Annotated in this window: 20 protein-coding genes; 6 read left to right on the top strand and 14 right to left on the bottom strand. The window is 72.2% G+C overall.

Going from position 1 to position 26,354, the window contains the following annotated elements; translation table 11 throughout:
* Positions 1-88: 88 nt before the first annotated feature.
* A complete protein-coding gene (locus ACY34M_RS16600; RefSeq protein ID WP_462716995.1) occupies positions 89-982 on the bottom strand; it encodes a LysR family transcriptional regulator in 894 nt (297 codons plus the stop codon).
* 136 nt (positions 983-1,118) lie between these two features.
* Between ACY34M_RS16600 and ACY34M_RS16595 the strand changes: the two genes are divergently transcribed.
* Positions 1,119-1,877: a sulfite exporter TauE/SafE family protein gene (locus tag ACY34M_RS16595; RefSeq protein ID WP_462716996.1), complete on the top strand. Its 759-nt coding sequence runs from the start codon at positions 1,119-1,121 to the stop codon at positions 1,875-1,877.
* A gap of 132 nt (positions 1,878-2,009) precedes the next feature.
* Positions 2,010-2,909, top strand: coding sequence for an MBL fold metallo-hydrolase (locus ACY34M_RS16590; protein WP_462716997.1), 900 nt, complete (start codon positions 2,010-2,012; stop codon positions 2,907-2,909).
* A gap of 23 nt (positions 2,910-2,932) precedes the next feature.
* Here ACY34M_RS16590 and ACY34M_RS16585 read toward each other — a convergent pair whose 3' ends face one another.
* Complete coding sequence (locus ACY34M_RS16585) at positions 2,933-4,114, bottom strand: DmpA family aminopeptidase (RefSeq protein ID WP_462716998.1); 1,182 nt, start codon at positions 4,112-4,114, stop codon at positions 2,933-2,935.
* A gap of 315 nt (positions 4,115-4,429) precedes the next feature.
* Positions 4,430-4,873 carry a hypothetical protein gene (locus tag ACY34M_RS16580; RefSeq protein WP_462716999.1) on the bottom strand — a complete coding sequence of 148 codons (444 nt, stop codon included), beginning with the start codon at positions 4,871-4,873 and terminating at the stop codon, positions 4,430-4,432.
* A gap of 304 nt (positions 4,874-5,177) precedes the next feature.
* Here ACY34M_RS16580 and gdhA point away from each other — a divergent pair, with 304 nt between their 5' ends.
* The 4 genes from gdhA to ACY34M_RS16560 all read left to right on the top strand — a co-directional run bounded on the left by gdhA (position 5,178) and on the right by ACY34M_RS16560 (position 11,152).
* Positions 5,178-6,533: an NADP-specific glutamate dehydrogenase gene (gdhA, locus tag ACY34M_RS16575; protein WP_462717000.1), complete on the top strand. Its 1,356-nt coding sequence runs from the start codon at positions 5,178-5,180 to the stop codon at positions 6,531-6,533.
* A 234-nt stretch (positions 6,534-6,767) separates the two neighbouring features.
* A complete protein-coding gene (locus ACY34M_RS16570; RefSeq protein WP_462717001.1) occupies positions 6,768-7,208 on the top strand; it encodes a spore germination protein GerW family protein in 441 nt (146 codons plus the stop codon).
* A 113-nt stretch (positions 7,209-7,321) separates the two neighbouring features.
* Positions 7,322-8,680 (top strand): cytochrome P450, encoded by a 1,359-nt coding sequence (locus ACY34M_RS16565; protein WP_462717002.1) that lies wholly within the window; start codon positions 7,322-7,324, stop codon positions 8,678-8,680.
* Between the two features lie 105 nt (positions 8,681-8,785).
* Complete coding sequence (locus ACY34M_RS16560) at positions 8,786-11,152, top strand: MFS transporter (RefSeq protein WP_462717003.1); 2,367 nt, start codon at positions 8,786-8,788, stop codon at positions 11,150-11,152.
* A gap of 58 nt (positions 11,153-11,210) precedes the next feature.
* On the opposite strand, the gene ACY34M_RS16555 is transcribed toward ACY34M_RS16560, so the two are convergent.
* The 11 genes from ACY34M_RS16555 to ACY34M_RS16505 form a co-directional block, all read right to left on the bottom strand.
* Entirely contained in the window at positions 11,211-11,603 is a 393-nt protein-coding gene (locus ACY34M_RS16555) for a hypothetical protein (protein WP_462717004.1), read from the bottom strand.
* A 425-nt stretch (positions 11,604-12,028) separates the two neighbouring features.
* Entirely contained in the window at positions 12,029-13,930 is a 1,902-nt protein-coding gene (locus ACY34M_RS16550; RefSeq protein ID WP_462717005.1) for an ATP-binding protein, read from the bottom strand.
* A gap of 277 nt (positions 13,931-14,207) precedes the next feature.
* Entirely contained in the window at positions 14,208-16,823 is a 2,616-nt protein-coding gene (locus tag ACY34M_RS16545) for a flavin-containing monooxygenase (protein WP_462717006.1), read from the bottom strand.
* 86 nt (positions 16,824-16,909) lie between these two features.
* Positions 16,910-18,028, bottom strand: coding sequence for a helix-turn-helix domain-containing protein (locus ACY34M_RS16540; protein ID WP_462717007.1), 1,119 nt, complete (start codon positions 18,026-18,028; stop codon positions 16,910-16,912).
* A gap of 8 nt (positions 18,029-18,036) precedes the next feature.
* A complete protein-coding gene (locus ACY34M_RS16535) occupies positions 18,037-18,858 on the bottom strand; it encodes a carbohydrate ABC transporter permease (protein WP_462717008.1) in 822 nt (273 codons plus the stop codon).
* A complete protein-coding gene (locus ACY34M_RS16530) occupies positions 18,855-19,754 on the bottom strand; it encodes a carbohydrate ABC transporter permease (RefSeq protein WP_462717009.1) in 900 nt (299 codons plus the stop codon). Before ACY34M_RS16530 ends, ACY34M_RS16535 begins: the two co-directional genes overlap by 4 nt.
* Positions 19,751-21,157, bottom strand: a complete 1,407-nt coding sequence (locus ACY34M_RS16525) for an extracellular solute-binding protein (RefSeq protein ID WP_462717010.1) — start codon at positions 21,155-21,157, stop codon at positions 19,751-19,753. Before ACY34M_RS16525 ends, ACY34M_RS16530 begins: the two co-directional genes overlap by 4 nt.
* Before the next feature lie 8 nt (positions 21,158-21,165).
* Positions 21,166-22,263 carry a carbohydrate kinase family protein gene (locus tag ACY34M_RS16520; protein WP_462717011.1) on the bottom strand — a complete coding sequence of 366 codons (1,098 nt, stop codon included), beginning with the start codon at positions 22,261-22,263 and terminating at the stop codon, positions 21,166-21,168.
* Positions 22,264-22,380: 117 nt separating this feature from the next.
* The gene (locus tag ACY34M_RS16515) at positions 22,381-23,499 is read right to left on the bottom strand and encodes an NADH:flavin oxidoreductase (protein ID WP_462717012.1); all 1,119 of its coding nucleotides are present in this window, start codon (positions 23,497-23,499) and stop codon (positions 22,381-22,383) included.
* A gap of 184 nt (positions 23,500-23,683) precedes the next feature.
* On the bottom strand, positions 23,684-24,874 hold the full coding sequence (locus ACY34M_RS16510) for an NAD(P)/FAD-dependent oxidoreductase (RefSeq protein ID WP_462717013.1): 1,191 nt from the start codon (positions 24,872-24,874) through the stop codon (positions 23,684-23,686).
* Complete coding sequence (locus ACY34M_RS16505; RefSeq protein WP_462717014.1) at positions 24,871-26,331, bottom strand: sodium:solute symporter family protein; 1,461 nt, start codon at positions 26,329-26,331, stop codon at positions 24,871-24,873. Before ACY34M_RS16505 ends, ACY34M_RS16510 begins: the two co-directional genes overlap by 4 nt.
* Positions 26,332-26,354: the final 23 nt, after the last annotated feature.

Here is a 26,354-nt window from a genome sequence, read left to right as displayed (position 1 = left end):
GAAATGTGGTGTCCGTTGAATTGCGGTGTCCGAATCTAGCCCGGAGTGACCGGCTCTTTCGCCGGAACGCCCATCGACCGCGGGTTGCTCACGTCTCCAGGGCCGCGTTGCGCAGATGTTCGGCGAGCGCCTCCGCCGCGGGCGACGCGGCGCCGTCCCCCACGCCCCGGGCCAGCAGATGGCGTCGACGGGCCCACGGATCCTGCAACGTGCACACGTCGAGGGGCTGACGCGGATCGATGGCCCGGCGCGGCACGACGGCGAGCCCGGCGCCTGCGGCGGCGAGCGAGACGAGGACACCCAAGTCGGCGACGGTCGTGCGGTGGCGGACCACCGGGGCGTGCGGGCCGAGGCGCCGCTCGATCCAGCGGCGCAGCGACGAGCCGGCGTCGAGGCCGACGAGCGGATGCTCGGCGACCTCGCTGTACGTCAGCGCGGTCCGTCCGCCGAGGACTCCGCCGACCTGGCCGATCACCACGAGGGAGTCGTCGCCCAGCGGCTCCGTGCGCAGACCGCTCTCCCCGGCCTCGTCGTCGATGACGATCCCGAGGTCCGCATCGCCGTCGGCGAGCCTGCGGACGGTCTCGGGGGTGCGGCTCTCGGAGACCGTGACGTCGGTGTCCGGATGGGCGCGCAGGAACGAGACCAGGGCGTGCGGTACGAGCCGGTGCATCGCGGATCCGCCGCCCAGCAGGGTTAGTCGGGCGTTCGGGGAGCGGGTGTAGCTCGCGACGGCGCTGTCGAGCCGCGCGGTCCGGTCGAGCACCTCGCGTGCGTGGCGCGCCAGCGTCGTGCCCGCCGGAGTAGGTCGTACGCCCCGACGGCCGCGCACCAGCAGATCCACCCCGGCGTGGTGTTCCAGCGAGCGGACCCTGGCGCTGGCCGAGGGAAGGCTCAGGTGCATGCGCCGAGCACCCGCCGTGATCGACCCCTCTGTGACGATGTGGAGGAAGAGACGCAGGTCGTCGAGGTCGTAGCGCACGCGGTCACCTTATAAGCCGCCGCACGGGCCACCGGATGAGTCGCAGCCCGGGGCTCAGCCTTCGGCTCTGCCGTGGGCTGCCATCGTCGATTCCGCATTGTGGAGTCGATCGTCCACGGGTGATGCTCGGCCGGTGATGGAGACCTTTCTTGTCCTGCTCGCGGGCCTCGCCGCCGGAGCCCTGAACGCCGTCGGCGGTGGCGGCACCTTCGTAGCGCTGCCCGCACTCGTCGCCGTAGGCCTGCCACCGGTGGTCGCGAACGCCGTGTCGCGGGTGGCCCTCGTGCCCGGCGCGGTCACCAGCGCGTGGGTGTACCGGCGCGATCTCGCGCCCGTCGGGCCCGCGTCCACAAGGGCGTTGACGGCGGTCAGTGTCGTGGGCGGCGCGGTCGGCGCCGGGTTGCTGCTGGTGCTGCCCGCGGCCTCGTTCGACGCCGCGGTGCCGTGGCTGCTCGCGTTCGCCACGCTCGTTCTGGCCTTCGGCCAGCACCTGTCGCGGGCGCTGACCCGTGTGCTGGGCCGCTCGATCGGCCTGAGCGCCGGCGGTGTCCTCGTCGGCCAGTTCTTCCTCGGCGTGTACGGCGGATACTTCGGCGGAGCCGTAGGCATCCTGATGCTGGCCCTGTGGAACATCGGCCTCGGTATCGACGCCGCGGCCGGGAACCCGATGCGGGTGACCCAGCTCGCGGCCATGTACCTCAGCGCGACCGTGCTGTTCCTCGTCGCCTCGGACGCGCTGAGCGCCCCGCGCCTGCTCATCGCCATGCTGATCGGAGCCGTGGCAGGCGGATTCGCGGCCGCCCATCTGGCCCGCCGCCTCCCCGCCCGGCTGCTGCGCGGAATCCTGCTGACGACCGCCGCGACCACGACCGTCCTGTACTTCCTGCGCGGCTGACCGCGCGGGCCGCCGCCAGGCCCGCCAGAGCAGGGGAGCGGGGATGACGCCCCGTTCCGAGATGCGGAAATCCGTGATGCGGTAACGGGTACAGGTATCGGTGTCGCAGAAGCCTCGACAGAAACGGTGACCATGGACCCCCGCACCACCACCGGTTACACCCCTGCCGCCTACGGTGCGGTCGACGTCCTCGTGGGCGCGCGCGGCGGCGCCTACCCGTACGGCAACTCGCTGCTCGTACGCGGCACGGACGCCGCGCTGGTCGTCGACCCCTCGCTGTCGCTCGTCGACGACGCGCCACCCGCGGACCTCGTCCTCGTCAGCCACGGCCACGAGGACCACATCGCCGGCCTCGGCAGCTACGACGTACCGGTGCACGTCCATCACGACGACCTCGGCGCGCTGCGCTCGCGCGCCGGTCTCGTCGCGGCGCTCGGTCTGCCCGAGGACACGCTCAAGGCCGTCGACGCGACGATGCGCGACGAGTTCCACGTGGAAGGCCGCCCGGACGCGCAGGGCTTCGAGGACGGCGCCGTGTTCGACCTCGGTGGCTGCACGGTGACCGTCGTGCACCTGCCGGGGCACACCGCGGGCCACAGCGGATTCCTCGTCGAACCGGACGGGTTCCTGTTCGTCGCGGACATCGACCTGACGTCGTTCGGCCCGTACTACGGCGACGTGGGTAGCAGCCTCGTCGACTTCGAGGCGTCGATGCGGCGGTGCGCGGAGATCGAGGCGCGCTGGTACGGCACCGCGCACCAGAAGGGCGTGATCGAGGGCGCGGCGGAGTTCCGGCGCAGACTTGCCGCCTACGCCGCCGTGGTGGAGAAACGGGACACCGCACTGCTCGCCTTTCTGAGCGAACCGCGCGCACCGGACGAGATCGCCGACCATCGGCTCGTGTACAGGCCGCACGTGGAAGGGCCCCAGATACACGCCGTCGAACTGCGCACGGCACTGCGGCACTTGGACCGGCTGGCGGGGCAGGGGCGGGTCGAGGAAGTGGCGGAGGGGCGCTTCCGTGCGCGGTAGCGGCCGTTACGGAAGGCGAAGGGTCACGCACCGCCTCCCGCGGCCCCGTCGATGCGGTCCTTGAGGAGTTCGCGGACCCGGTCGTGGGGGAGCGCCGGGGTGCGGTGCCCGTCGCGGCCGGTCATCTCGGTGTTCGCGACGAGGGCGTTGACGACCGCTTCCTCGACGGCCTGGACCACGGCCTCGTAGAACGGGTCGATGCGGCCCCAAGGGATGCTGCGCATGACGTCGTAGTCGTCCGCCGTCGGCTCGCCCGTCGGGAAGGCGCTCGCCAGCGCGCCCGCGTTGGCCGTGGACATGGCCAGGAAGATGTCACCGGAGAAGTGGCCTCCGGTGGTACCGGTGCGGCCGAGGCCGATGGGGACGCGGCGCGCCAGCGCCTTGCACTGGCCGGGCAGCAGGGGCGCGTCGGTGACGATCGCGACGATGACGGAGCCCGCGCCGCCGGGCGCCAGCCAGTCGGTGTCCTCCATGGGGTTGTCGTCCAGCAGGTGGCGGCCGACCGGGGTTCCGGCGAGGGCGAGTTCGCGCCGGTCGCCGAAGTTCGCCTGGACGAGCGCGCCCACCGTGTACCGGTCCGGGCCGTAGCCGACGACGCGGGACGCGGTGCCCGAACCGCCCTTGAAGCCATAGCAGTTCATGCCGGTGCCGCCGCCGACCGAACCCTCCTCCAGCGGTCCGTGGGTGGCCGCCTCGATGGCGGTGGCGGCGTGCTCGGTACGGACGTGCGGGCCGTTGATGTCGTTGAGGTAGCCGTCCCAGGTCTCGGCGACCACGGGCAGCAGCCACTGCCGGGCGAGCGCGGGATGCCGCTCGGCCGCCCAGTCCACGACGCCGCGGTGCACGGTGCCGACCGCGTGCGTGTTGGTGATGCACACCGGCAGGGTCAGCGCACCGGTCTCCTCGATCCAGGTGGTGCCGGTCATCTCGCCGTTGCCGTTGAGCGAGTACCAGCCCGCGGCGCAGGGGGTGCCGACGGCGTCCTTGCCCCGCGGCAGGAGGGCGGTGACCCCGGTGCGTACCGATTCGCCCTCGACGAGCGTGACGTGGCCGACCTCGACGCCCGGCACATCGGTCACCGCGTTCCAGGGGCCGGGGGTGCCGTCGAAGGGGATGCCGAGCGCGCGGGCCCGGGGCCGTCCCGCGGGGGTTGCGGTGTGCGCGGATCGCGGGCTGGCGGGGGTGTTGGCGCTGTCGGTGTTCATGGGGTGGGGTCCTCCAGGTCCTCCGGGGCGACCAGATGCGTGGCGATGGGGGAGTCGGCGACCGTCGGCTGAACGGGCGCCGGCCCGCGTGCCCGCCGTGTGAAGGCGGCCGGGGAGTCCGGTGCAGTTCGTCAACCCGACGCCCCGGGGCGGAACATGGCGGATCGTGGCTCGTTACGAGCAGTGAGACCGGCCGCGGCACCTGTCGCGTGATGAGCGTACGGGGGAGTGCACACCCCGCGGCCGGTCTCTCCCTCTCCGGGTCGGCCCCGCTTCCTCGAACCAGCGGGGCCGCCCGGGCCCCCTGCACTCGGATCAGCGGGCGAGGGGGTCGTCGCTCAGTGTGGTCCGCGGGGCCGGAGCCGGGGTGATCGTGCGGTACGCGGCCCGGGCGTGGGTCACACGGGCCCAGAGGGTGCCGGCGAGGGTGGCGGCCAGGAGGCAGGTGAGCCAGAGCGTGTCGCGGTGACCGATCCAGTTGAGGCTGCCGGCGGGCGGAATGGCGAAGCCGTTGAGGAACAGCCAGCACAGCACGGCGGTGCCGGGGGCCGCGGTGAACCGGGCGCAGAAGCCGAGCGCCGTGGCGAGCGCGGCCAGGGCGGTGAGGGCGAGCCAGGGGCGGCCCGGTCCGAGCAGGACGTTGACGAGCGCCACGAGCAGCAGGGCGGTGCCGCCGGTCAGAGCCCACACCAGTGGTGTGGCCACGGGCCTGGGTACGGGACGCGGACCGGTGCGCTCGATGGACACCCACTTGATCACGCTCGCGCTTCCTTCCGGTTCGGACGCCAGGGCCGTATTCTCTCCCACCGTTCCGCGCTCCCGGAAGCCCGAGGTTCGCCGTTCGATATAGCGCTAGTTGTGCCGATTTGGTGTCATTCGTCCGTCCCGTGTGTCCCTTCCGCACCGTCCGGAATTCGGATGGCACTGGTCAAGGCATTTACATGCGCGTAACACTTGCACCTGTCCCACGCACGGCAATGGCGCCGCGCGCTCATCGAACGACCGGACCCGAGCGAGCCGCACCCGCAAGGAAATGGCGACTGCCGAGCCCGAAAGGCTTTCTGTGACGACGCGATCCAACACGCAGGACATTCTCGGCAACCTCCTTGCCGAGATCGAACAGCGCAACCCCGCCCAGCCCGAGTTCCACCAGGCCGTGCACGAGGTCCTGGAGCCCCTCGCGCCGGTGCTCAAGGCCCGCCCCGAGTACGCCGAGGCCGGGCTCGTGGAGCGGCTGTGCGAGCCGGAGCGGCAGGTCATGTTCCGGGTGCCGTGGCAGGACGACCACGGCCGGGTGCACGTCAACCGCGGGTTCCGCGTCGAGTTCAACAGCGCCCTCGGCCCGTACAAGGGCGGCCTGCGCTTCCACTCCTCGGTCAACCTCGGCGTCATCAAGTTCCTGGGCTTCGAGCAGATCTTCAAGAACGCGCTGACGGGTCTCGGCATCGGTGGCGGCAAGGGCGGCAGCGACTTCGACCCGCACGGGCGCAGCGACGCCGAGGTCATGCGGTTCTGCCAGTCCTTCATGACGGAGCTGTACCGGCACATCGGCGAGCACACCGACGTCCCCGCGGGCGACATCGGCGTGGGCGGCCGCGAGATCGGCTACCTCTTCGGCCAGTACCGGCGCATCACCAACCGCTGGGAGTCCGTGCTCACGGGCAAGGGGCAGGGCTGGGGCGGCTCGCTGATTCGCCCGGAGGCCACCGGGTACGGCAACGTCCTGTTCGCCGAGGCGATGCTGCGCGAGCGCGGCGAGGACCTGGAGGGTCAGACGACCGTCGTGTCCGGCTCCGGCAACGTCGCGATCTACAGCATCGAGAAGCTCCAGGCCCTCGGTGCCAACCCCGTCACCTGCTCCGACTCCTCCGGCTACGTCGTCGACGAGAAGGGCATCGACCTCGAACTGCTCAAGCAGATCAAGGAGGTCGAGCGAGGCCGCGTCGACGCGTACGCCGAACGCCGGGGCGCCTCCGCCCGGTTCGTGCCCGGCGGGAGCGTCTGGGACGTCGCCGCAGACGTCGCGCTGCCCTCGGCCACGCAGAACGAGCTGGACGAGAACGCCGCGAACGCGCTGATCCGCAACGGCGTCAAGGCGGTCTCCGAGGGCGCGAACATGCCGACGACGCCCGAGGCCGTGCACCTTTTCCAGAAGGCGGGCGTCGCGTTCGGTCCCGGCAAGGCGGCCAACGCGGGCGGCGTCGCGGTGAGCGCGCTGGAGATGGCGCAGAACCACGCCCGTACGTCGTGGACCGCGCAGCGCGTCGAGGACGAGCTGGCGCACATCATGAAGGACATCCACGCCACCTGCCACGAGACCGCCGAGCGCTATGGCGCCCCCGGCGACTACGTGACGGGCGCGAACATCGCGGGCTTCGAGCGCGTCGCCGACGCGATGCTGGCGCAGGGCGTCATCTGATCCCGAACGGCGGTCCTTCGTAGCGGCCAGTCGTGGCGATCGGTCGCGGAGGTCGGTCGCGGAGGTCGGTCGGAGAGGTCGGTCGCAGAGGGAGGGGCGGTGCCTGCCGCCCCTCCCTCTCGTCGTATTGCCCTTCCGTTGCGGTGAGTTGGTCCGGTACGGCAGTGGCGGAGCCGGGGCCTCCGGCCTAGCGTGAAGTGCTTCGCCCCGGAAGCCGCGCCAGGGAGGCACCGTATGACCAGTCAGGACGGACAGGCCGTGGTCCCCTCGTCGGACGGGCCCACCCCCGCCCACGCGTCGACCGTGCTGCTGGAACGGCTGGCCGACAAGCTCGGCAGCCGGGCCTCCGCCGCCGCGGTGTTCGGGGAACCGGTCTTCCGGGAGGGCGTCACCGTCGTCCCGGTCGCCCAGGTCGGCTTCGGCTTCGGCGGCGGCGCCGGGCGCGAGAAGGCCAGGGACAAGGACGGCGAGGGAGGCGGAGGCGGAGGCGGCGCGGGGGCCAAGCCGCTCGGCTTCATCGAGATCAAGGACGGCACCGCCACCTACAAGCCGATCCGTGACCCGTGGGTGGACGTGGCCCTGCCGCTCGCCACGCTGGTGATCGGCGTCCTCGGGACCAGGGCGATGCGCACGATGGCGAAGGCCCGGCTCCAGCGGCGCGACAGGGCGGAGTGAGCCCGCGCAGTGAGGTGAAGGTTCAACGCGGCTTCCCCGGCGCCCCGTTGACATGTGACGCCCCCTCGATCACCTTGAGCGCAACCACAGTCACAGCACGGTGAGGGGACCGTATGACGCTCGACGGGGTCGAGGCGCGGCCCATTCCGGCACAGCGGCGCGACGACCGGGGCCTGCCCTGGATCGGCCAGCTCTTCACGTACGCCAAGGACCCGGTGGCGCTCTACCGGCGCGGCTGGGAGCGGTACGGGCCGGTCGCCCCGTTCCACGTACTGGGCAAGAACTCGGTGATGCTGCTCGGGCCCGACGCCTGCGGCGAGGTACTGCAGAACCGCGACAAGGCGTTCGCCAACGAACCGGCGTGGTCGCAGCTCGTCGGGCCCTTCTTCCACCGCGGGCTGATGCTCATCGACTTCGACGAGCACAAGGCGCACCGGCGGATCATGCAGCAGGCCTTCACCCGCGAGCGCCTGGCCGCCTACACCCGCCGCCTGCACCCCGCCGTCGAACACGGCATGGCGGGCTGGCCGGACGAGAGCGCGAGCTTCCCCTCGTACTGGAAGCTGAAGCAGCTCACGCTCGACATCGCCGCCGACCTCTTCATGGGCGGCGCGCAGGACACGGGACCGGCCGAGATGGACCGGGTCAACAAGGCGTTCATCGCCTGCGTGCAGGCGGCGGCCGGTGTCGTACGCGCCGATGTGCCGTTCACCCGGTGGGGCAGGGCGTACCGCGGGCGCAAGGTGCTGGAGGAGTTCCTGCGCCACTACCTCCCTGCGAAGCGCGCCGAGCGGACCGACGACATCTTCTCGGTGCTCTGCCACATCGAGACGGAGGACGGCGAGCGGTTCACCGACGACGACGTCGTGAACCACATGATCTTCCTGATGATGGCGGCGCACGACACCTCGACCGTCACCACGTCCGCGATCCTCCAGTACCTCGGCCAGCACCCGGAGTGGCAGGAGCGCTGCCGCGCGGAGTCCCTCGCGCTCGGCCCCGAGCCGTCGATGGCCGAGCTGGAGGGCCTGGAGTCGATCGACCTGGTGCTGCGCGAAGCGCTGCGGCTGCGGGCGCCGGTCCCGACGCTGGTCCGGTACGCGGTGCGGGACACCGTGGTCCAGGGTGTGCGCATCCCGGCCGGCACGGACGTCCTCGTCGGCGTCCAGTTCACCCACTTCATGGACGAGTACTGGACCGATCCGACGGCCTTCGACCCCGACCGCTTCGGCCCCGATCGCCGCGAGGACCGCTCGCACCGCTACGCCTGGGAACCGTTCGGAGGCGGCGTGCACAAATGCATCGGCCTGTACTTCGCCGGACTGGAGATCAAGGCGATCATGCACCGCCTGCTGCGCACCCGGCAGTGGACGGTCGACCCCGGCTACACACCGCCCATGGACTACCACTCGCTCCCGTTCCCCAAGGACGGCCTGCCGATCTCTGTCCAGAAACTTCCTTCTTGTCGGTAAAGTACCTTTAGGGACTTTCGGTCCTTACGTTGGTCATGTCCGATCGGCGACTCTTGATGCCGGAAGGCCCGCGCGGAGAGGGGGAACCACCAGGGAGGTCAGTACATGGTCGGCACCGGTGCGTCCGGCGGCGGCGCGAGAGCCGCGGCCGCGCATACGGCGGACGACATACGGGGATCGACGCGCGTGGTCGGGCTGCTGCTCGCCGCCGTCGCCGCCCTGTACGTGGTGGCACCCGCGGTGCACTCCGCCGCCGTCCCCCTGGTCCACGCCGAGCTCGGCCTCGGCACCGGCCATGAGGTCGTCGCCCGCGTCGTGGGCCTCTCCCTGGCACTGCTCACCCTGGTCGTCGCGGGACGCGCGGGTGACCTGCGGGGGCGGCGCGCCGTCCTGATCGTGTCCCTGGCGGCGCTCGCCGCGGGCTGCGCGCTGCTGGCCGTCGCCTTCGACGGCTGGTCGTACGTGCTCGGGCGGATCGTCGTGTCCGTGGCCCTGGCCGCCGTCTTCGTCAGCTGCCTCGCCTTTCTGCCGACCGTGTTCCTGCCCGGCCGGATGCGCAAGGTGATGGGCGGCTGGCTCGCCGCGATGTCCGTCGGCTTCGTCCTCGCAGTGAACCTGGCACCGCACGCCGCCTCGGCGACGGGCTGGCGCCTCGCCATGGCCGCGATGTCCGTCGCGGCCGTCGCCGCGCTCTCCCTCGTGCACCGCTACGTGCCCGAGCCCGCCGCGGCCAAGCGCGACCGGCTGCCGGACCGGCTGCGGGCCCTCTGCCTGATCGGATTCGGCGTGCTCGGCCCCGCCGCGCTGCAGCTCGCCCCCGTGTGGGGATGGGCGGACCCGCGCGTGGGCCTGCTGCTCCTCGTCGCGACCGGCTGCCTCGTCGTCGCGCGGCTGCGCTGCCCCAGCCTGTCGGTGTCGTCCCGCGGTCGCCCGGCCCTGGTGCCGGGCACCCTGCGGGCCGGAGCGACGGTCGCCGGGCTCGCCCTCGGCTTCATCCAGGTCGTACTCGCCATGGCGCTCCCCTCGCTCGGGGCGGAGCGCGGCGGCAGCCCCGAGTCGACGGCGCTCGCCCTGTCGGCCTTCGGCGTCGGCGGCGCCGCGAGCTGCCTGCTGGTGCGCCGCCGCGAGATCGCCCCGGTGACGGGCTCCTCGCTCGGACTGCCGCTGGCCGCCCTCGGCCTGGTGCTGCTGCACGCGGGCTTCAGCGGACACGCCTACCCGGTCGCGATCGACTTCGCCGTCGTGGCGCTGATCGGCTTCGGCGTCATGCTGGCCGCCGCCCCGCACATGGCGCGCTACCTCGCCGCCGTCCCACGCCCCCACCTCGGCACCAGCGCCGCCCTGCTGCCCGGCTCCATCCTGCTCGGCACCGCCGCCGCGCAGGCCCTGCCGTACACTTCCGCCGTCGACAGCGCCCCCGTACCCGCCGAGGCGCGCCAGCTGCTGCGCGTCGGCACGATCGTGCTCGCCGTGGCCGCCCTGCTGCTCGGCCGCGTCGCCGTCTCCGTGGCGGTGGCCTGCGCCGCCGGACTCCAGTACCTGCTCGTCCGCACCGGCATCAGCGACTCGATCACCCTCATCACGGCGCTCGCCTTCGGCGCGGCCGCCGGGGCGCTCGTCTGGTCGCGGCGCGAGCAGTCCGACCGCCTGGCCCGGATGAGCCAGACCGCGAGCACCCTGCAGCACGCCGTGCTCCACCCCATACCCGAGGACCTGGGCCGGCTGCGCCTCGCGAGCCTCTACCGGCCCGCCACCGCCGACACCGGCATCGGCGGCGACTTCATCGAGGCCCTGCACACCCCGTACGGCACCCGCATCCTCATCGGCGACGTACGCGGCAAGGGGCTGCAGGCCGTGCAGACCGTCACCGACCTCCTGGGCTGTTTCCGCAGCCAGGCCTACGAGACGGCGGAGCTCGGGGAACTCGCCGCGCGCCTGGACCGGCAGGTGCTGCGCGCCGCCTCCGCGCGCGGTGACGAGGAACTGTTCGCCACGGCGCTGCTCCTCCAGCACGACGGCCCCGCGCAGGACGCGCGGGACCTGCACGTCGTCAACTGCGGACACCTCACCCCGCTGGAGGTCACCTCCTCCGGCGTCACCGAGATCGACGTCCCGACCCTGCTGCCGCTCGGCTTCGGCACGCTCGGCTCCGGCGTCGCGCTCACCCCGCACACGGTGCGGATGACGGCCGGGGCGACACTCGTGGCCCACACCGACGGACTGAGCGAGGCACGGAACTCGACCGGCGAGTTCTATCCGCTCACCGACTGTCTGACCCGCGCGCCGTACGGCACCCCCGACCACCTCGTCGGCCACCTCGACGACGGGGTGCGCGACTGGACCCACCACCTGACCGACGACATCGCGATCATCGCGCTGTGCCCCGCGGAGGCCCCGGTCGCCGCGGAGCTCCACGCCCCGAGGGGCGGGCAGCCGCTGCGCACCGCGGCGCGGTCCAACGAAGCGGTGTGAGACGCCGGAAGGCCCGGGCGACCGAGCCGCCCGGGCCTTCCGTGGGCACGTGACGCCTTCAGAGGCGGCGCAGCCACGTGGCTATTCCGTGGCCCAGGGCCAGGTAGATGAAGGCCGGAAGCCCGTAGTTGAGCAGCATGCGGAGCCACTCGACGTCCATGGTGAAGATGTCCTGCGCCCACCAGCCGAGCCATTCCGCCGTGCCCTGGATGAACTCGACGAACGGGTTCGAGCGGTTGGCGTCGAGCAGGTAGAGCACGATCCACAGACCCAGGACGGTGGCCGCGACGTCGCCGATCGACTGCACGACGAGAGCGGCCCGCCGCTGCCCCGAACCGTCACGGCGAGGCGCCTGGTAGACCGGCTGGGGGGCCGGGGCGGGCGCGGGGCCGTGGGCGTAGGGGTCGGGGTTGTTGTACGGCTGGCGGGGCATGGGCTCGGTGTCATTCATGGGGGGAGTACCAATCCGGCGTACGCACGCCTTGGATACAGAGCGGAACCACGGTCTGCGGCCTCCTGGCGGGAGCCGACTGCCATGGCGTGACCGCGGGCCGCGGCCCGCACTGCCCTCAGCGCCACCGCACGATGCCCGCGTTACTCGCCCCAGCCGCCCGCCCCGTGTACGGGTGAACGGAGCGGCACACCGCATACGTCCCGTCGTCGCGGAACCCGCACAACCGGGCCGACCGCTGCCCGCTGGAGGGGCGGCAGTCGTGCCACGCGCGGCCCCTGTGCATGCAAAGCCGTATCCCGTTCGACCGCGGACGGAAAGGGGACATTGCGCCCGATCCGAGCGGGGTCGTCAGCCCGTACGTGAAGATGCGGCGAAGGCCCGCACGGACCGCTGCAGGGCCGCTCCACCGCCGCGCCGTGGCCTCATCCGGACAGTCCCGGGATGACCGAATCCGGCGCGGGCTGCCCCGTGCGCAGGACCGTGAGGAGGGAGCGCAGCGCGGCGTGGGCCTGCGGTGCGCAGGTGGCGGATTCCGCGTCGGCCACCGCGCGCTGGGCGCGGGTCCACGCTCTGGCGGCCCGGCCGTTGTGGTGGTCGACGAGGGCCAGGGCGTAACGGGCGCGCATGCTCGACCACACGTCGTCGCGCAGGCCGGGCTGGGCGAGGGCGGCGAGGGCCGCGCGATGGGCGGCGCGCGGCCTGCTGTCGCGCCGGGCGATGGCCAGCGCCGCGAGGTACACGGCCCGGCCCGGTCCGCCCGTGGTGTGGTCGGGGGTGAGGGCGCAGGCCTGCTCGAAGAGGTCGGCGGCCTGTGCGGGATCGCCGACGGAGAGGGCGATGAGCCCGTGGACGTGGGCGATGCGGGCCAGCAGCGTGTCGTCGCCGTCGAGGACGGCGCCGGGCCAGATCCGGTCGAGCAGGACGAGGGCTGTCTCGGGGTCGGAGCGGGAGGCGAGCCAGGCGGCGAGCCAGGACGCGGTGGCCGCCGACGGGTGGTCGTCGGGGCAGCGGGTGAGGAGTTGGAGGAGGTAGCGCAGCCCGGTCGGGGTGTGGCCCGTGACCCACCAGAACCACAGGCGGGTGGCGATCTCCAGGGCGTTGCCCGCGGCCTGCGGGTCGGGGTCGGTCAGCGCGTGCCGCAGCATGGCGTTGAGGTTGTACTGCTCGTCGGCGATCAGCCGCACCGCCTGCGTCTGATGGCCGTGGTCCCACAGGTGTTCCGCGAGCTGTACGACCCTTCGGCAGTGGCCGGCCCGGCGCCCGATGGCGATACCGAGTTCGCCGGCCTCGGTCAGTCGGTGCTCGCCGAACTCCCGTACGGCGGACGGCATGCGGTAGCGCGGCTCGCCCGGTCCGTGCGGGTCGTTCGCGTGCCGGAGCAGGCCGAGCGTGGCGAGTTGGGTCAGCAGTCCCGGCACCTGGTGCGGGGCGATCTCGCCGCCGGTGCACAGCAGGACGGCGGCCGCCTCGCCGAACGGCCCGGCGAGAACGCTCGCGCGGCTCCACACCATCCGCATCCACGGAGTGCACAGCGTGTGCGCCGCGCCGATGGCCTCCTCGAGGGAACGGTGCCGCCTCAGGCGCGTGTGGGGACTGCTCAGCCAGCCCTGTCCGTGCTCCACGAGTTCGGCGAGATCGTGCAGGGCGTACGACTTCAGCTGCGCGGCGGCGAGTTCGACCGCCAGGGGCAGGCCTTCGAGGGTGCGGCAGACGGCCTCGACGCGTTCGAGGGTGGCCGCGTCCCGGCGCCGCAGCGTGCCACCGGCCGAGGCCAGGAACAGGCGCACGGCGGGGGAGTGGCCGCCGTCGCCTTCGGGTTCGGTGGCGAGCGGGTCGAGGCGCAGCACCGCCTCGTCGCCGAGGCCGAGGGGCTGCCGGGCGGTGACCAGGACCTGGAGCGTGGGGTGGTGCAGCAGGCTCCGCTGGACCACGCCGACGCACTCGTCGTGGACCGGGTCGATGTCGTCCAGGAACAGCAACACCCGTGGGGTCGGGCGCCGGGAGGCGCGTGCGGCGTCCTGCGTGAGCGGGGTGCCGAGCAGTGCCTGCCGCACGGCGTCCCGGAAGGCGCCCGGCGGTCCGGCCGCGTCGGGCCAGGACACCCGTACCACCTGCCGCCGGGACGGCCCCCTGCGCTGCACCGCCACCTCGCTCAGCAGGCTCTTGCCGACGCCGACCGCGCCGGTGACGGTGACCAGTCGGTGGTCGGCCAACAGGCCCCGCAGATCGGTCAGTGCCGCCTCTCGCCCGATGAGGGAGTCGTCGGCCCTGCTGTCCGCGACCAGCCTGAGAAGCGTGCCGACCTCGCCGGCTTGCTTGCGCACCTTGTGTCCTTTGCCGCTTCGACGAATGGGAACGAATGGTGGGTGAAGCAAGATCAGCAGAATCGTTACTCTCGACAACTCCCGGCAGTTTCAACGCGGGTGTTACGCCCCGGTAGTGCGCTGGGGCGCAGCCGTACCCGCAGGGCAGATATTTCGGATGCACCCGATGACACATTCCATGGAAAACCCCCGTCGGGTCCACATTTCACCTACGCCGCACCACGAAATCTACACATCCGAGGTCCGGCTCGACGGGACGAGCAGCCCCCGCGTGGCCTCAGCCGTTCACATGCCGCCCGAGTGCCCCGACGAAGTCGCGGAAGTACGCCAGAGTCACGCGGGCGTCCGGCACCAGGTCGTACGCGTGGAACGCCCCCGGATACACGTGCAGTTCGGTCGGCACCCCCGCGCGGATCAGCCGCGTGGCGTACGTGACGTCCTCCTCCAGGAACAGGTCGAGCGCGCCGACGCTGAGGTAGGTCGGCGGCAGGCCCGCCACCGACTCGACGCGCGCCGCGGCGGCGTACGGGGAGACGTCGCTCCCGCCGGGTGCGTGGCCGAGCAGGGACGCCCAGCCGAAGCGGTTGTCGCCCGGCGTCCAGATGAACTCGCCCGCGTGCGGGTGGGCGTCGACGGTGCTGGAGGTGCGGTCGTCGAGCATCGGGTAGATGAGGAGCTGGTACGAGACCGGGATCTCCCCGCGGTCGCGGGCCAGGAGAGTGAGGGCTGCGGCCAGGCCGCCGCCCGCGCTCGCGCCGCCGATGACGATCCGGTCCCGGTCGACGCCGAGTTCGCCTGCCTGGTCGTGCACCCAGCGCAGGGCGGCGTAGCAGTCGTGCACCTGGCCGGGCGCCCGGGTCTCCGGGGCGAGCCGGTAGTCGACCGAGACGATTTGGACGCCGGTCTCCGTGGCGATGCGACGGCACAGGAGTTCGTCGGCGTCGGCCGTGCCGAGTACGTAGCCGCCGCCGTGGATCCACACGAGCGCGGCGGTGGTCGTGGACGCGGGGCGGGTCCTGTGCCCGTAGTGGAGGACACGGACTTCGGGGTCGCCGTCCTCGAAGCCCGGCAGCCGACGCTCGGTGGTCGTGATGCCCGGGTACAGGGCCTGCGGATCGGGCGCGTCCGGTACCGGTGTCCGCGAGCCCTCGCGGGCCAACGGCAGGGTGTCCGGGCCGAGGCCGAGGGGCGGGAAGACGTCCAGGAGCGGCGCGATCTCGGGGTCGACCAGGTGCCGGGTGCCGAACGGCCCGGGGGGTGCGGCGCGGGTGAGGGCGAAGCCCCGGTAGCCGTCCTCGGCGACCTCGTCGCAGATCTCCCGGTAGGGGCCGACACCACCCACGTAGGGCATGAAGATCCGGGGCTTTCCGGGGACGTTGGCGCCCATGTACCAGGACGCGGCCCGGGGATAGAGGGTCTCCTGCGCCACCTCGTTCACGTGGTCGACCCACTTGTCCTGCGCGTCGCGCTCCGCCTCGATCCGGACGACGCCGGTCCGGCGCGCGTGGTCGATCGCGTCGGTGATCCAGTCCACGTGCTGCTCGATGGAGACGATCATGTTGCTGAGGACGGACGGGCTGCCCGGCGCGGTGATCATGAACAGGTTCGGGAACCCTGCCGAGGCGACCCCCAGGTACGTACGGGGCCCGGCGGCCCACTCCTCGCGCAGCGCGACACCGTCGAGTCCCCGGATGTCGATCGCGTCGAGCGGACCGGTCATGGCGTCGTACCCGGTGGCGAAGACGATGGCGTCCACGGTGTGGTCGACGCCGCCGACCCGCAGGCCGTGGGGTGTGATGCGCTCGATCGGCTGGTCCCGCAGGCTCACCAGCGTCACGTTGTCGCGGTTGTACGTCGCGTAGTAGCCGGTGTCGACGCAGATGCGTTTGGTGCCGATGGGGTGGTCGGTGGGGCAGAGGAGTTCGGCGACGGCCGGGTCCCGGACCGTGGCGCGGATGCGGTCGCGCACGTAGTCGGCCGAGACCTGGTTGGCCGCCTCGTCGATCGAGGTGTCCTCGAAGGCGCCCATGAAGGTCGTCCCGCCGAAGGTCCAGCGGTGGTCGAGTTCGGCGGTGCGGCGGGCCTCGTCGATGTCGAGCGCGTTGCCCAGGGGCGGTGGCACGACGACTCCGGAGGCCGAGACACGGGCCTCGGCGCGCAGTTCGGGGTAGTCGGCCTTCACCTCGCGCTGCTCGGCGGGGTCGAGCGGCCTGTTGCGCGCCGGGACGGAGAAGTTCGGGGTGCGCTGGAAGACGGTGACGTGGGCGGCCTGCTCCGCGATCACCGGGATGGCCTGGATGCCGGAGGACCCGGTGCCGACGACGGCGACGTGCCGCCCGGTGAAGTCGACGCCCTCGTGCGGCCAGCGGCCGGTGTGGAAGGTCGGCCCGGCGAAGGAGTCGAGGCCCGCGAAGTCCGGCACGCGGGAGGCGGACAGGCAGCCGACGGCCGTGACGAGGTAGGACGCGCTCGTCCGGCGACCGTCCTCGAGCGTCACGGCCCAGGTGTTGGTCTCACCGTCGTAATCGGCGCTCCGCACCGAGGTGTTGAACTCGATGTCACCGCGCAGCTCGAAACGGTCGGCCACATGGTCGGCGTACCTGAGGATCTCGGGCTGGGACGGGTAGCGCTCGGTCCACTCCCACTCCTGCTGCAGTTCCTCGGAGAAGGAGTACGAGTAGAACATCGACTCGACGTCGCAGCGGGCGCCGGGATACCGGTTCCAGTACCAGGTGCCGCCCACGCCGCCGCCGCGCTCGAAGACCCGTACCCGCAGGCCGAGATCGTCGCGGAGCCGGTGCAGGAGATACATGCCGGCGAATCCGGCACCGATCACGATGGCGTCGTACTGAGGAGTCTGCCGGGGCTGCTGGGGCTGTTGGGATTGCCGCACGGTGCACCACCACTCCCTCCCCGGCGACGGGGCGCCGGGCTCGGTTGGCCGATCATCAGCAGCATCACCAGGCGGTGTGACGCGCGTCATTGGACAGATGGCTCGCTTGACGCGCCATCTGTCCCACCCGCCGTGCTCTCGGCCCGGAAGAGGTCACCGGACTCCTGCAGCCGCCGCAGCACCAGGGCGAGGAAGAGCCGGGTGCGCCCGTACGGTTCGGTGAAGCTGAACCCGAGGTAGCGCTGGGCGCGTTCCACGCGGTACGCGACCGAGTTGTGGTGCCGGTGCAGCAGGCGGGCGGCCTTGCGGACGGAGTCCGTGGCGGCGACCGCTTCGAGGCAGACCAGCATGTCGTCGCCGTGGTCGTCGACCAGCCGGCCGAGCCGTCGCACATCGGGCACGGGGGCGATCTGCTCGGCGCTCAGCGTCTCGGCGAGCAGCGCGTACCCGCCGAGCCCGGCCCCGTCGACGAGCATCGCCTCCTCCACGGCGTACGGTCCGCGCGCCCGCGTGCTGGGCCGGGCGAACCGCAGCGCGGTCCGGGCCAGCCGCCAGGCCCGTGGCGCGTCCGCGGTGGGGCCTGGCCCGACGAACGCGGCGCGCGCCCCGACCGGTACACCGGGCACGTCGCCGGGACGGAAGTCCTTCGCGACCACCAACTGGACGGACCCGACGGGCGCGTGCAGCACGACAGGCGCGTGCCCCCGCAGCCCGTCGACGAATGCCGCGGCCGTCCCTGGCGGCCCCACCAGCGCGAACACCGTGGCGAGCGACGCATCGCCGAACCCGAGCCGCAGCCACGCACGGGCCCGCTCCGCCGCGTCGACACCGGGATCGACGACGGACCGGAGCACGCCGTCGTCCGAGCCGGGACGGGCCTGCGGGACGCGCCCCAGGAGGGCGACCTTGGCGGCGATCCCGAGCCGCCGCAGCAGCAACGACGTCTCGTCCCCGGTCAACGCCAGGCCGTCGGTGTCGACCCAGACCTGTCCTGTGCCGGGGAGGGTGCGGGTCGAGGCGGGACCGCTGCCTGCCTGACGAGCGTCGGGCCCCGCCGTACGGACCTCGCCGTGCACGGTACGGACTCCGACGGAGCGTCCGAGGGCGTCGGCGGTGCGGTCCACCAGCACGTCCAGGTCCGCGTCGGACTCGGCCAGCTCGTCGATGAGCCGCAGCACCGCTTCGAGGTCGAGCGTGCCTGACACGGCGCCCCCTACTCCTTGACCGCCCCGCTCAACATCCCCTCGATGAACTTCCGCTGCAACGCCACGTACACGACCACCACCGGCAACGCGATCAGCACCGAGGCCGCCGCGAGCAGGGTCGTGTCCGCGCTCTGCTGTCCCTGGAAGAAGGCCAGGCCCAGGGGGACCGTGCGCAGGGACTCGTCGCTGATCATGACCAGGGCCATCAGGAACTCGTTCCACGTCCACATGAACGTGATGACGATCAGCGTGGTGATGGCGGGACGGCCCATGGGGACGAGGATGCGCCACAGCGTGGTCCACGTGCTCGCGCCGTCGACCCGGGCCGCCTCGATCACCGAGCGCGTGCTGTTCATGAAGTAGGTGCGCATCCAGAACACGCCGAACGCGAGGGACTGCGCGGTCTGCGGGAGGATCAACGCCCAGTAGGTGTCCGTGAGGTGGACGTACCGCAGGTCGAAGTAGAGCGGGACGACCAGCGCCTCCTGCGGGAGGGTGAGGCCCAGGACGAACAGGTAGAACAGCAGCGTCGAGCCGGGGAACCGCATCGTCCCGAAGGCGTACGCGGCCAGGATGGACAGGACCGTGGAGGCCGCCACCACGACCACCGTGACCAGCACCGAGTTGCCGAGGTACGTGCCGAAGCGGCCGCGCTCCCAGGCGTGCTGGAAGTTGGCCCAGTGCAGCGTGTCCGGGAGCGCGAAGCCGCCGCCGAGCGCGTCGGGGGAGGAGAAGGCGGTGGAGAGGATGCCGACGACGGGCGTGAGGGCCAGCAGCGCGAAGAGCGCCAGGATCGCGTACGTGGCCGTGCGCTCGATGCGGGAGGTCATGCGCGGCGCCCTTCGACGAGACGGGAGACCGTGACGGTCAGGGCGAAGATGAGGACGGTGAGCGCCACGCCGATGGCCGCGGCAGAGCCGACCTGATTCAGTTCGAAAGCGCGGTGGTAGACCTCGTAGGCCGGTACGGACGTGGCATTGCCGGGGCCGCCGCCCGTGGTGATGTAGATGAGGTCGAAGTTGCGCAGACCCGCGATGATCGTGAGGGTCAGGGCGACCGCGATCTCCGCGCGCAGGCCCGGCAGTGTCACCGCGAAGAACTCCCGCACCGCGCCCGCCCCGTCGAGCCGCGCCGCCTCGTACAGCTCGCGTGGAATGCGCTGCGCCCCGGCCAGGAAGAGGACCATGCACAGGCCGGTCATCACCCAGGTGCCGACGACGCCCACGGCGGGCAGTGCCCACGTGTCGTCGCCCAGCCACGGGCGGGCCAGGCCGCCGAGACCGATGCCGCGCAGCACGTCGTTGAGCAGGCCGTCAGGAGCCAGGATCGAGCGCCAGGCCACGCCCACGACGACCATCGCGAGCACCTGCGGCAGGAACAGCACCGTACGGAAGAAGGTCAGGCCCCGGACCCGGATGCGGGACATCGTCGCCGCCAGCAGGAGCCCGATGGTCACCGGCAGCGCCGCGTAGAAGACCAGCAGCACCAGCGCGTGGCCGAACGGGGCGCGCAGCGTCGGGTCCGTGAACAGCGCCGTGTAGTTGTCCAGGCCGGCCGACGTGGCGCGGGTCAGTCCGTCCCAGTGCAGGAACGACAGGCCCACCGCCTGACCGAAGGGGTAGAGCAGGAACAGTCCGTAGACCGCGAGCGCGGGCACGACGTAGAGGTAGCCGACGGCGCGGGGTTCGCCGGGGGCCCGGCTCGCGGAGGTGCGTTTTCCTGTCACGTGCCCGACGCTCCCGAACCGGCCTTGGCCTGCTGCTTCTTGATGAACGGGGCGTAGTCGGACTGGAGTGTGCGGGCGAAGCTCCGCGGTGAGGTCTTGCCCGCGATGAGGTCCTGGAGGGCCGCGGACGACGTGTCGTAGAACGTGGGTGTCGCGTAGTCCAGGTACGGGACCAGGCCGTCCGCCGATGTCAGCTGCCGCCAGCCGGCCACCATCCGGCCGTCGGGGGACTTCGCGTCGAGGGCGTCCGCCGCCTTGCCGGGGACCGCCGGGAGCACACCGTTCTGTGTCATCACGTCGGCCGCGTGTTCGTTGGTGATGAAGTCCAGGTAGGCGGCCGCGACATCGGGGTGCGCGGAGCGCGAGGTGACCGACCAGGCGAGGCCCTGGCCGCCGGTGGTGGCGGGCTTGCCGCCCGCGGTGGCCGGTGGCGGGGGCATGATGCCGAGATCGTCGCCGAGCTGCTTCTTCAGGTCGGCCTGCATCCAGATGCCGGTGATCGTGTACGCGCCCTGCCCGGACATGAACTTCTTGTTGGCGTCGTCGTAGCCGAGCCCGTTGGCGTCCTTGGGCAGGTAGCCGCGGTCCAGCCAGTCGGTGAGCGTGGTGGCGGCCTTCGTCGTACGGGAGGTGGCGAAGCCGTCGCCGCGGCCGAGGACGGTGGCACGGGCAGCCTCGGCGCCCTGCTGGTCCTGGAGCATGCCGAAGGTGTGGATCGCGGGCCACTTGTCGAGGTTGCCGAACTGGATCGGCAGCTCCCCGGCCTTCTTGAGGCTTTCGAGGCTGTCGACGAACTCCGCCCAGGTGCGCGGAGGTTGGAGTCCGGCCTTCTTCAGGATCGCCCTGTTGTAGTAGAGGCCCACGTATTCACCGGTCTGCGAGATCCCGTACAGGCGGCCGGTGCCGAAGCGGCGGGAGGCGCCGGTGGCGGTGACCCGGTTGAGGTTGAGGAGGGTGGCCGGGTAGCGGGTGTTCCACTCGTAGATGCCCGCGTAGTTGTCGAGCGGTGTGAGCAGGCCCGCTTCGACGAACGCCACCATGTCCGGGTAGCCCTGGTTGGCCTGGACGACATCGGGCGGATTGTTGCCGGACAGCGCGAGCTTGAGCGTCGTCTTAAGGTCGTCGAAGCTCCGCGAGACCCGCTTGACGGTCACGTTCGGGTACTTGTGCTGGAACTCCTTGTTGAGCTGCTCGATCTCGGCGTTGGTGCCGCCGCGGGTCTCCTGGTCCCAGACGCGCAGCGTCACGTTCCCGGCCTTCGCCGGGTCGGGTACGCCGCCTCCGCCGCCGGGCGCGTCGCCGCCTGCCACGGCGCCGGAGCCGTCCGTTCCCGGCGTGCAGCTCGCGGCGCCGACGGCGAGGGCGGCCGCGAGCACGGACCGCCGGGTGGCGCTCGATCGCATGGACACTCCTACGCGGCCCGGAAGCCGAGGGTCGGTGTGGCCCGGTGGCGCGCCACCTCGTGCAGCCGGGCGGGGACCAGGTCGTGCAGGAATCCGTAGCGGCGGGCGAGCTCCGCGGCCGCGGCGTCACCGGCCTTGGCCCGCTTCGTCAACTCGCCCCACCAGGCGGCCACTTCCACCCAGCCCGGCGCGGACAGCGAACCGCCGAAGTGCTGCACGGACAGGGCGGCCGTCAGATTGGCGAAGGCCAGCCGGTCGGCGAGCGGCCACCCGGCGAGGGTGCCGGTCACGAACCCGGCCATGAACACGTCCCCGGCGCCCGTCGGATCGAGCGCCTCGACGCGCAGTCCGGGCACGTCGGCGTGCTCCCCGGTGAGCGAGTCGACGGCGACGGCGCCCTCGGGGCCCTTGGTGACCACGGCGATGGGCACCAGTTCGGCCAGCCTGGCCACCGCGTCGCGCGGGGTGTCGGTCCGCGTGTAGTGCAGCGCCTCCGTGGCGTTGGGCAGGAAGGCGTGGGCGTAGGGGAGTCCGGTGAGTGTCGCGGTGTCCCAGCGGCCCGACTCGTCCCAGCCGACGTCGGTGAAGAGCAGGGTGCCCTGGTCGTGCGCCTGCCGCAGCCAGGCGTCCTCGCGGTCGGGTTCCAGCGAGGCCACGCCCGCGCGGGCCCGCGGCACGGTGTGCTCCGGCGGGGGCGGCGCGTGCTCGTGCGTCACCATCGTGCGCTCGCCGTCGTACGCCATGGAGACCGTGACCGGGGAGTGCCAGCCGGGCAGCCGCTGCGAGTGGGTGAGGTCGACGCGCTCGACGTCGGCGAGGGACTCCCAGCAGTAGTCGCCGTACAGGTCGGTGCCGAAGGCGGCGGCGAGCGTGGTGCGCAGGCCGAGGCGGGCGAGCGCGGTGGCCATGTTCGCGATGCCGCCGGGGCTCGAACCCATGCCGCGGGCCCAGTTCTCGGTGCCGATCCGCGGGGCGCCGTCGAGCCCGGTGAAGACCAGGTCCATGAAGACGGTTCCCGTGAGGAAGACATCGTGCTCCGGGTCACCGGTGGCGCGCACCGCCGCCAGCGGATCGATGCAGTCGCACACCGCCCTGCTCGGACTCACCCTGAACCCCTCCCTGTTCGGCCGCGCCGACCGGATGCGGAACGGCGCTGACCGATACCTTGCACCGCAGGTCACGTACGTGCAAGGAGATGATCAGGGTGAGGCCGTGCCCGGGACTCAGCTCAGCGTCTTGAGCGACGCCGCGTCGTACGGCTTCAGCTCGTCGAAGCGGCCCGCGAGCACCTTCGCCGCCCACTCCGGGTCCTGGAGCAGGGCGCGGCCGATCGCGACCATGTCGAACTCGTCGCGCTCCAGGCTGTCCAGGAGGTCGTCGATGCCCTTGACGGGGGAGTCCTCGCCCATGAAGGCACCGATGAAGTCGCCGTCGAGACCGACGGAGCCGACCGTGATGGTGGGCTTGCCCGTGAGCTTCTTCGTCCAGCCCGCCAGGTTCAGGTCCGAGCCGTCGAACTCCGCGTTCCAGTAACGGCGCGTGGAGGCGTGGAAGACGTCGACACCGGCCGCGGCGAGCGGGTTCAGGATCGCCTCCAGCTCCTCCGGGGTCTCGGCGAGGCGCGCGCTGTAGGCCTCCTGCTTCCACTGCGAGTAGCGGAAGATCACCGGGAACTCGGCGGAGACGCGCTCGCGGATCGCGGCCACGATCTCGGCGGCGAACTTCGTCCGGGCCACGGCGTCGCCGCCGTAGGCGTCGGTGCGGCGGTTCGTGCCCTCCCAGAGGAACTGGTCGAGCAGGTAGCCGTGCGCGCCGTGCACCTCGACACCGTCGAGACCGATTCGCTCCGCGTCCGCCGCGGCCTGCGCGAACGCGCCGATGACGTCGTCGAGGTCGGACTGGGTCATCGCCCGGCCGGCGTTCTCGGTGCCGTCGACGCGGATGCCGGAGGGGCCGACGGCCGGGGCCTCGGCGAAGGGCGGACGGCCCTCCTTGCGCACCATGCCGATGTGCCACAGCTGCGGAACGATCGTGCCGCCCGCCGCGTGCACGTCCTCGGCGACCTTCGCCCAGCCGGCCAGCTGCTCCTCGCCGTGGAACCGCGGCACCCGGTCGCTGTCGCCCGCGGAGTCGTGGCCGACGTACGTGCCCTCGGTGATGATCAGGCCGACGCCCGCGGCGGCCCGCCGGGAGTAGTACGACCGCACGTCCTCGCCGGGGACGCCGCCGGGCGAGAACATCCGGGTCATCGGGGCCATCGCGATGCGGTTCGGAACGGTCAGACCGTTCAGCGCGACGGGACGGGAGAGTATCTCGGCGGCGCGGGAGGTCGGGTCGGCCACGGGGTGCTCCTCAGTGGTACGGGGCGGTGGGATGCGAGTGGTGATCGCGCGGGTGCCAACCTCTGCACGGCCATGCGCATTCCGTCGTCCGGGCACGCCGCCCTGTGATCCCGGCCACGGCCCGCCCTGCCGCGTGGGTGGCGGCAGGACGGGCCGGACTCCTGCCGGCCCGCGAAACGCCGGGCTACTGCTGACCGGCGAAACGGGGGCGCGTCAGTTCGGCGAAGGAGTCCGGGGCCGCGCCCGTCAGCCGGTCCGGGGCGAAGTCCGCGAGCAGCGGATCCCGTTCACCGGTCAGCAGCTCCTGCGCCGCGAGGCGCCCGAGCAGCGGTCCCAGCGTGATGCCGCTGTGCGTGGCCAGCGCGTACACCTTGCTGTCCGGGCGCAGCCGTCCGGCGACCGTGAGGCCGTCCGCGGGCAGGGCGCGCTGTCCCACGCGGAACGATTCGAGGCGTGCGCCCCGCGTGCCGTGCAGCAGGTCGGCGAGCCGGTCGAGAAGCTGCGCGGCGTGCGGCCCGTCCACCGGCGGCGGCGCGGCAGGGTCGGCGTCCACGTCCAGGTCGAGACCCTGGACGACGAGCCGCCCGCCGCCGTCCGGGCGCACATTGATGCGGGGTGTGGTGAGCACCGCGTCGAGGCGCGTCGCCGTCGGGGAGGTGTAGCCGAGGAGGCCGACCGTGGCGGAGCCGGGTGCGGTGGTGTCCGCCATGGGGAGCGACACCCCGGTCAGGGCCGCCGTCCGGGCGCTCCAGCGGCCGGTCGCGCTGACGACCAGGTCGAAGGTCTCGCTCGTACCGTCCGCCAGCTCGATCCGGACGTCGCGGGCGCGCTCGTCGATGCCGGTCACCTCGGCCGGGCAGCGCAGCCGGGCGCCGTGGTCGCGGGCCTCGCCCCACAGGCGGGCGACGAGCGGGTGCGGCAGGACGTGGCCCTCCTTGGGGAAGTACGCGATGCGCGGCACTTCCTCGGGAACGCGCAGGTCGGGCACGAGCTCGCGGGCCTCGTCGGGCTTCAGCCACCGCCACGGGTACGCCCGCTCCGTCAGGAGTTCCAGGGACTGGGCGAGGCGTGCGTCGCCCGCCTCGTCGGCGGCCCACTCCAGGTTCCCCGAAGGGAAGAACCAGGCGGGCGCCGGTCCGCCGGACTCCCGCAGCGCGTCATGCTCGGCCACGCCCGCCACGTTCAGCTCGTGGTACGAAATCGGCTGCTTGGCATGGGAGTTGACCCAGGCGAACGTCGTGCCGGTGGTTCCCGCGGCGAATCCGGTGCTCTCGTAGAGGGTGACCGAAGCGCCGCGCAGGGCGAGGGCCCGGGCGGTCGCGGTGCCGAGGACACCGGCGCCGACGACGGCGATGCGGGGGGTGGGAGCGCTCATGCGGAGGTGGTTCCTTCCGGTGCGGGTACGGGGGAGGACTGGGCGGGTACGGCGGCCGTCGGACGGCCCGACGCGAGGGCGCAGCCGAGCAGCACGACGGCCGACGCGGCGATGCCGTACACCGCGTACGGCACGACGGTGTCGGCGAGTTGGGCCGCGCCGCAGCCGACGAGACCGGCCACCATCGCGGCGAGGGCGGCGGTGGGTGTCAGCCGGAAGCGGCGGCGCAGTGCGTAGCCGAGGAAGAGCGGAGCGGCGAGCGCGGCGGCCGAGTACGCGTAGGTGGCCACCAGCCAGGTCAGTGCGGTCGGGAAGGAGATGGCGAGCACGGCGGCGACCGCGGTGACCACGACGGTGCAGAGCCGGGAGAGTGTCACCATGCGGCGGTCGGTGCGCCGTCGTCCCGCGACGCTGCCGTACAGGTCGCGCACCAGGCTGGTCACCACCGACTGCAGGGCGCTCCCGGACGTCGACACGATGGTGGCCACCAGGAACGCGCCGTAGGTGACGAGCAGCAGGGGCGGCAGCTGCGTGATCAGCCAGCCCGCCGCCTCCTCCGGGTTCGTCAGGCCGGGGTGCTGCGCGCGGACGGAGAGGCCGATGGCCGCCGCGTAGACACCGCCGATCAGGATGGTGACTCCGCTGAGGACGATGCCCCGGCGGGCGTCGGAGACGTTCTTGGTGGCGAAGATGCGCTGGTAGTAGAGCTGGTTGGTGAGAGTGCCCGGCAGGATCGCGGCCACCCACAGCCACACCTGGTCGCCCCCGGCGGCGAACAGGCCCGACGGCTGCCACAGCCGCTCGGGCACATGGGTCGTGATGCCGCCCCAGCCGCCCGCGAGATGCACGGCGTAGGCGGCGACCACGAGCGACATCACGATCTTGAAGATACCGAAAATGAAGTCGGTCCAGGCCACCGAGGTCAGCCCGCCCGGCAGCACGAACAGCAGTGAACCGGCCGCGATGACGGCGATCAGCAGGCTCGGCGACAGGCCGGTCAGCTGCCCGAACAGCTGGGAGAACGCGACGAATTGGGTGGCGAGCCAGCCGAACGGCACGACCAGGGCGCACACCCCGGCCAGCGCGACGACGACACGGCTGTGCCCGAACAGGCGGGTGACGACATCGGGCACGGTGCCGAAGCCCTGGTCGCGCAGCCAGCGCGCGGTCAGGGCCAGGCCGAAGAAGCCGAGCACGACGCAGAGTTCGTACGCGAACACCGACCAGCCGGAGGCGTACGCGATGCCGACGTGGGCGATCAGTACGCCGCCGCCCGCCGCGGTCGCGAACTGGGTGATGACCACGACGACGAGGGGCAGTGACTCGGGCGCGGAGAGCCAGTCGGCGGAAGTTTTCGCCCGGCGCCCGAAGTAGACCGAGAGCAGCGCCCCGGCGGCGATGATGACCAGGCCCGCGACGACGATCGCGGCTATCTGGGCAGTGGAGTGGTGCGGCAAGAGGTCACGCTCCTAGGGAGGGC

The sequence above is a fragment of the Streptomyces sp. EDA2-14 genome, from assembly GCF_054963755.1.
The sequence above is the reverse complement of the archived record's forward strand: the minus strand, read 5'-3'. Positions and strand labels throughout refer to the sequence as shown.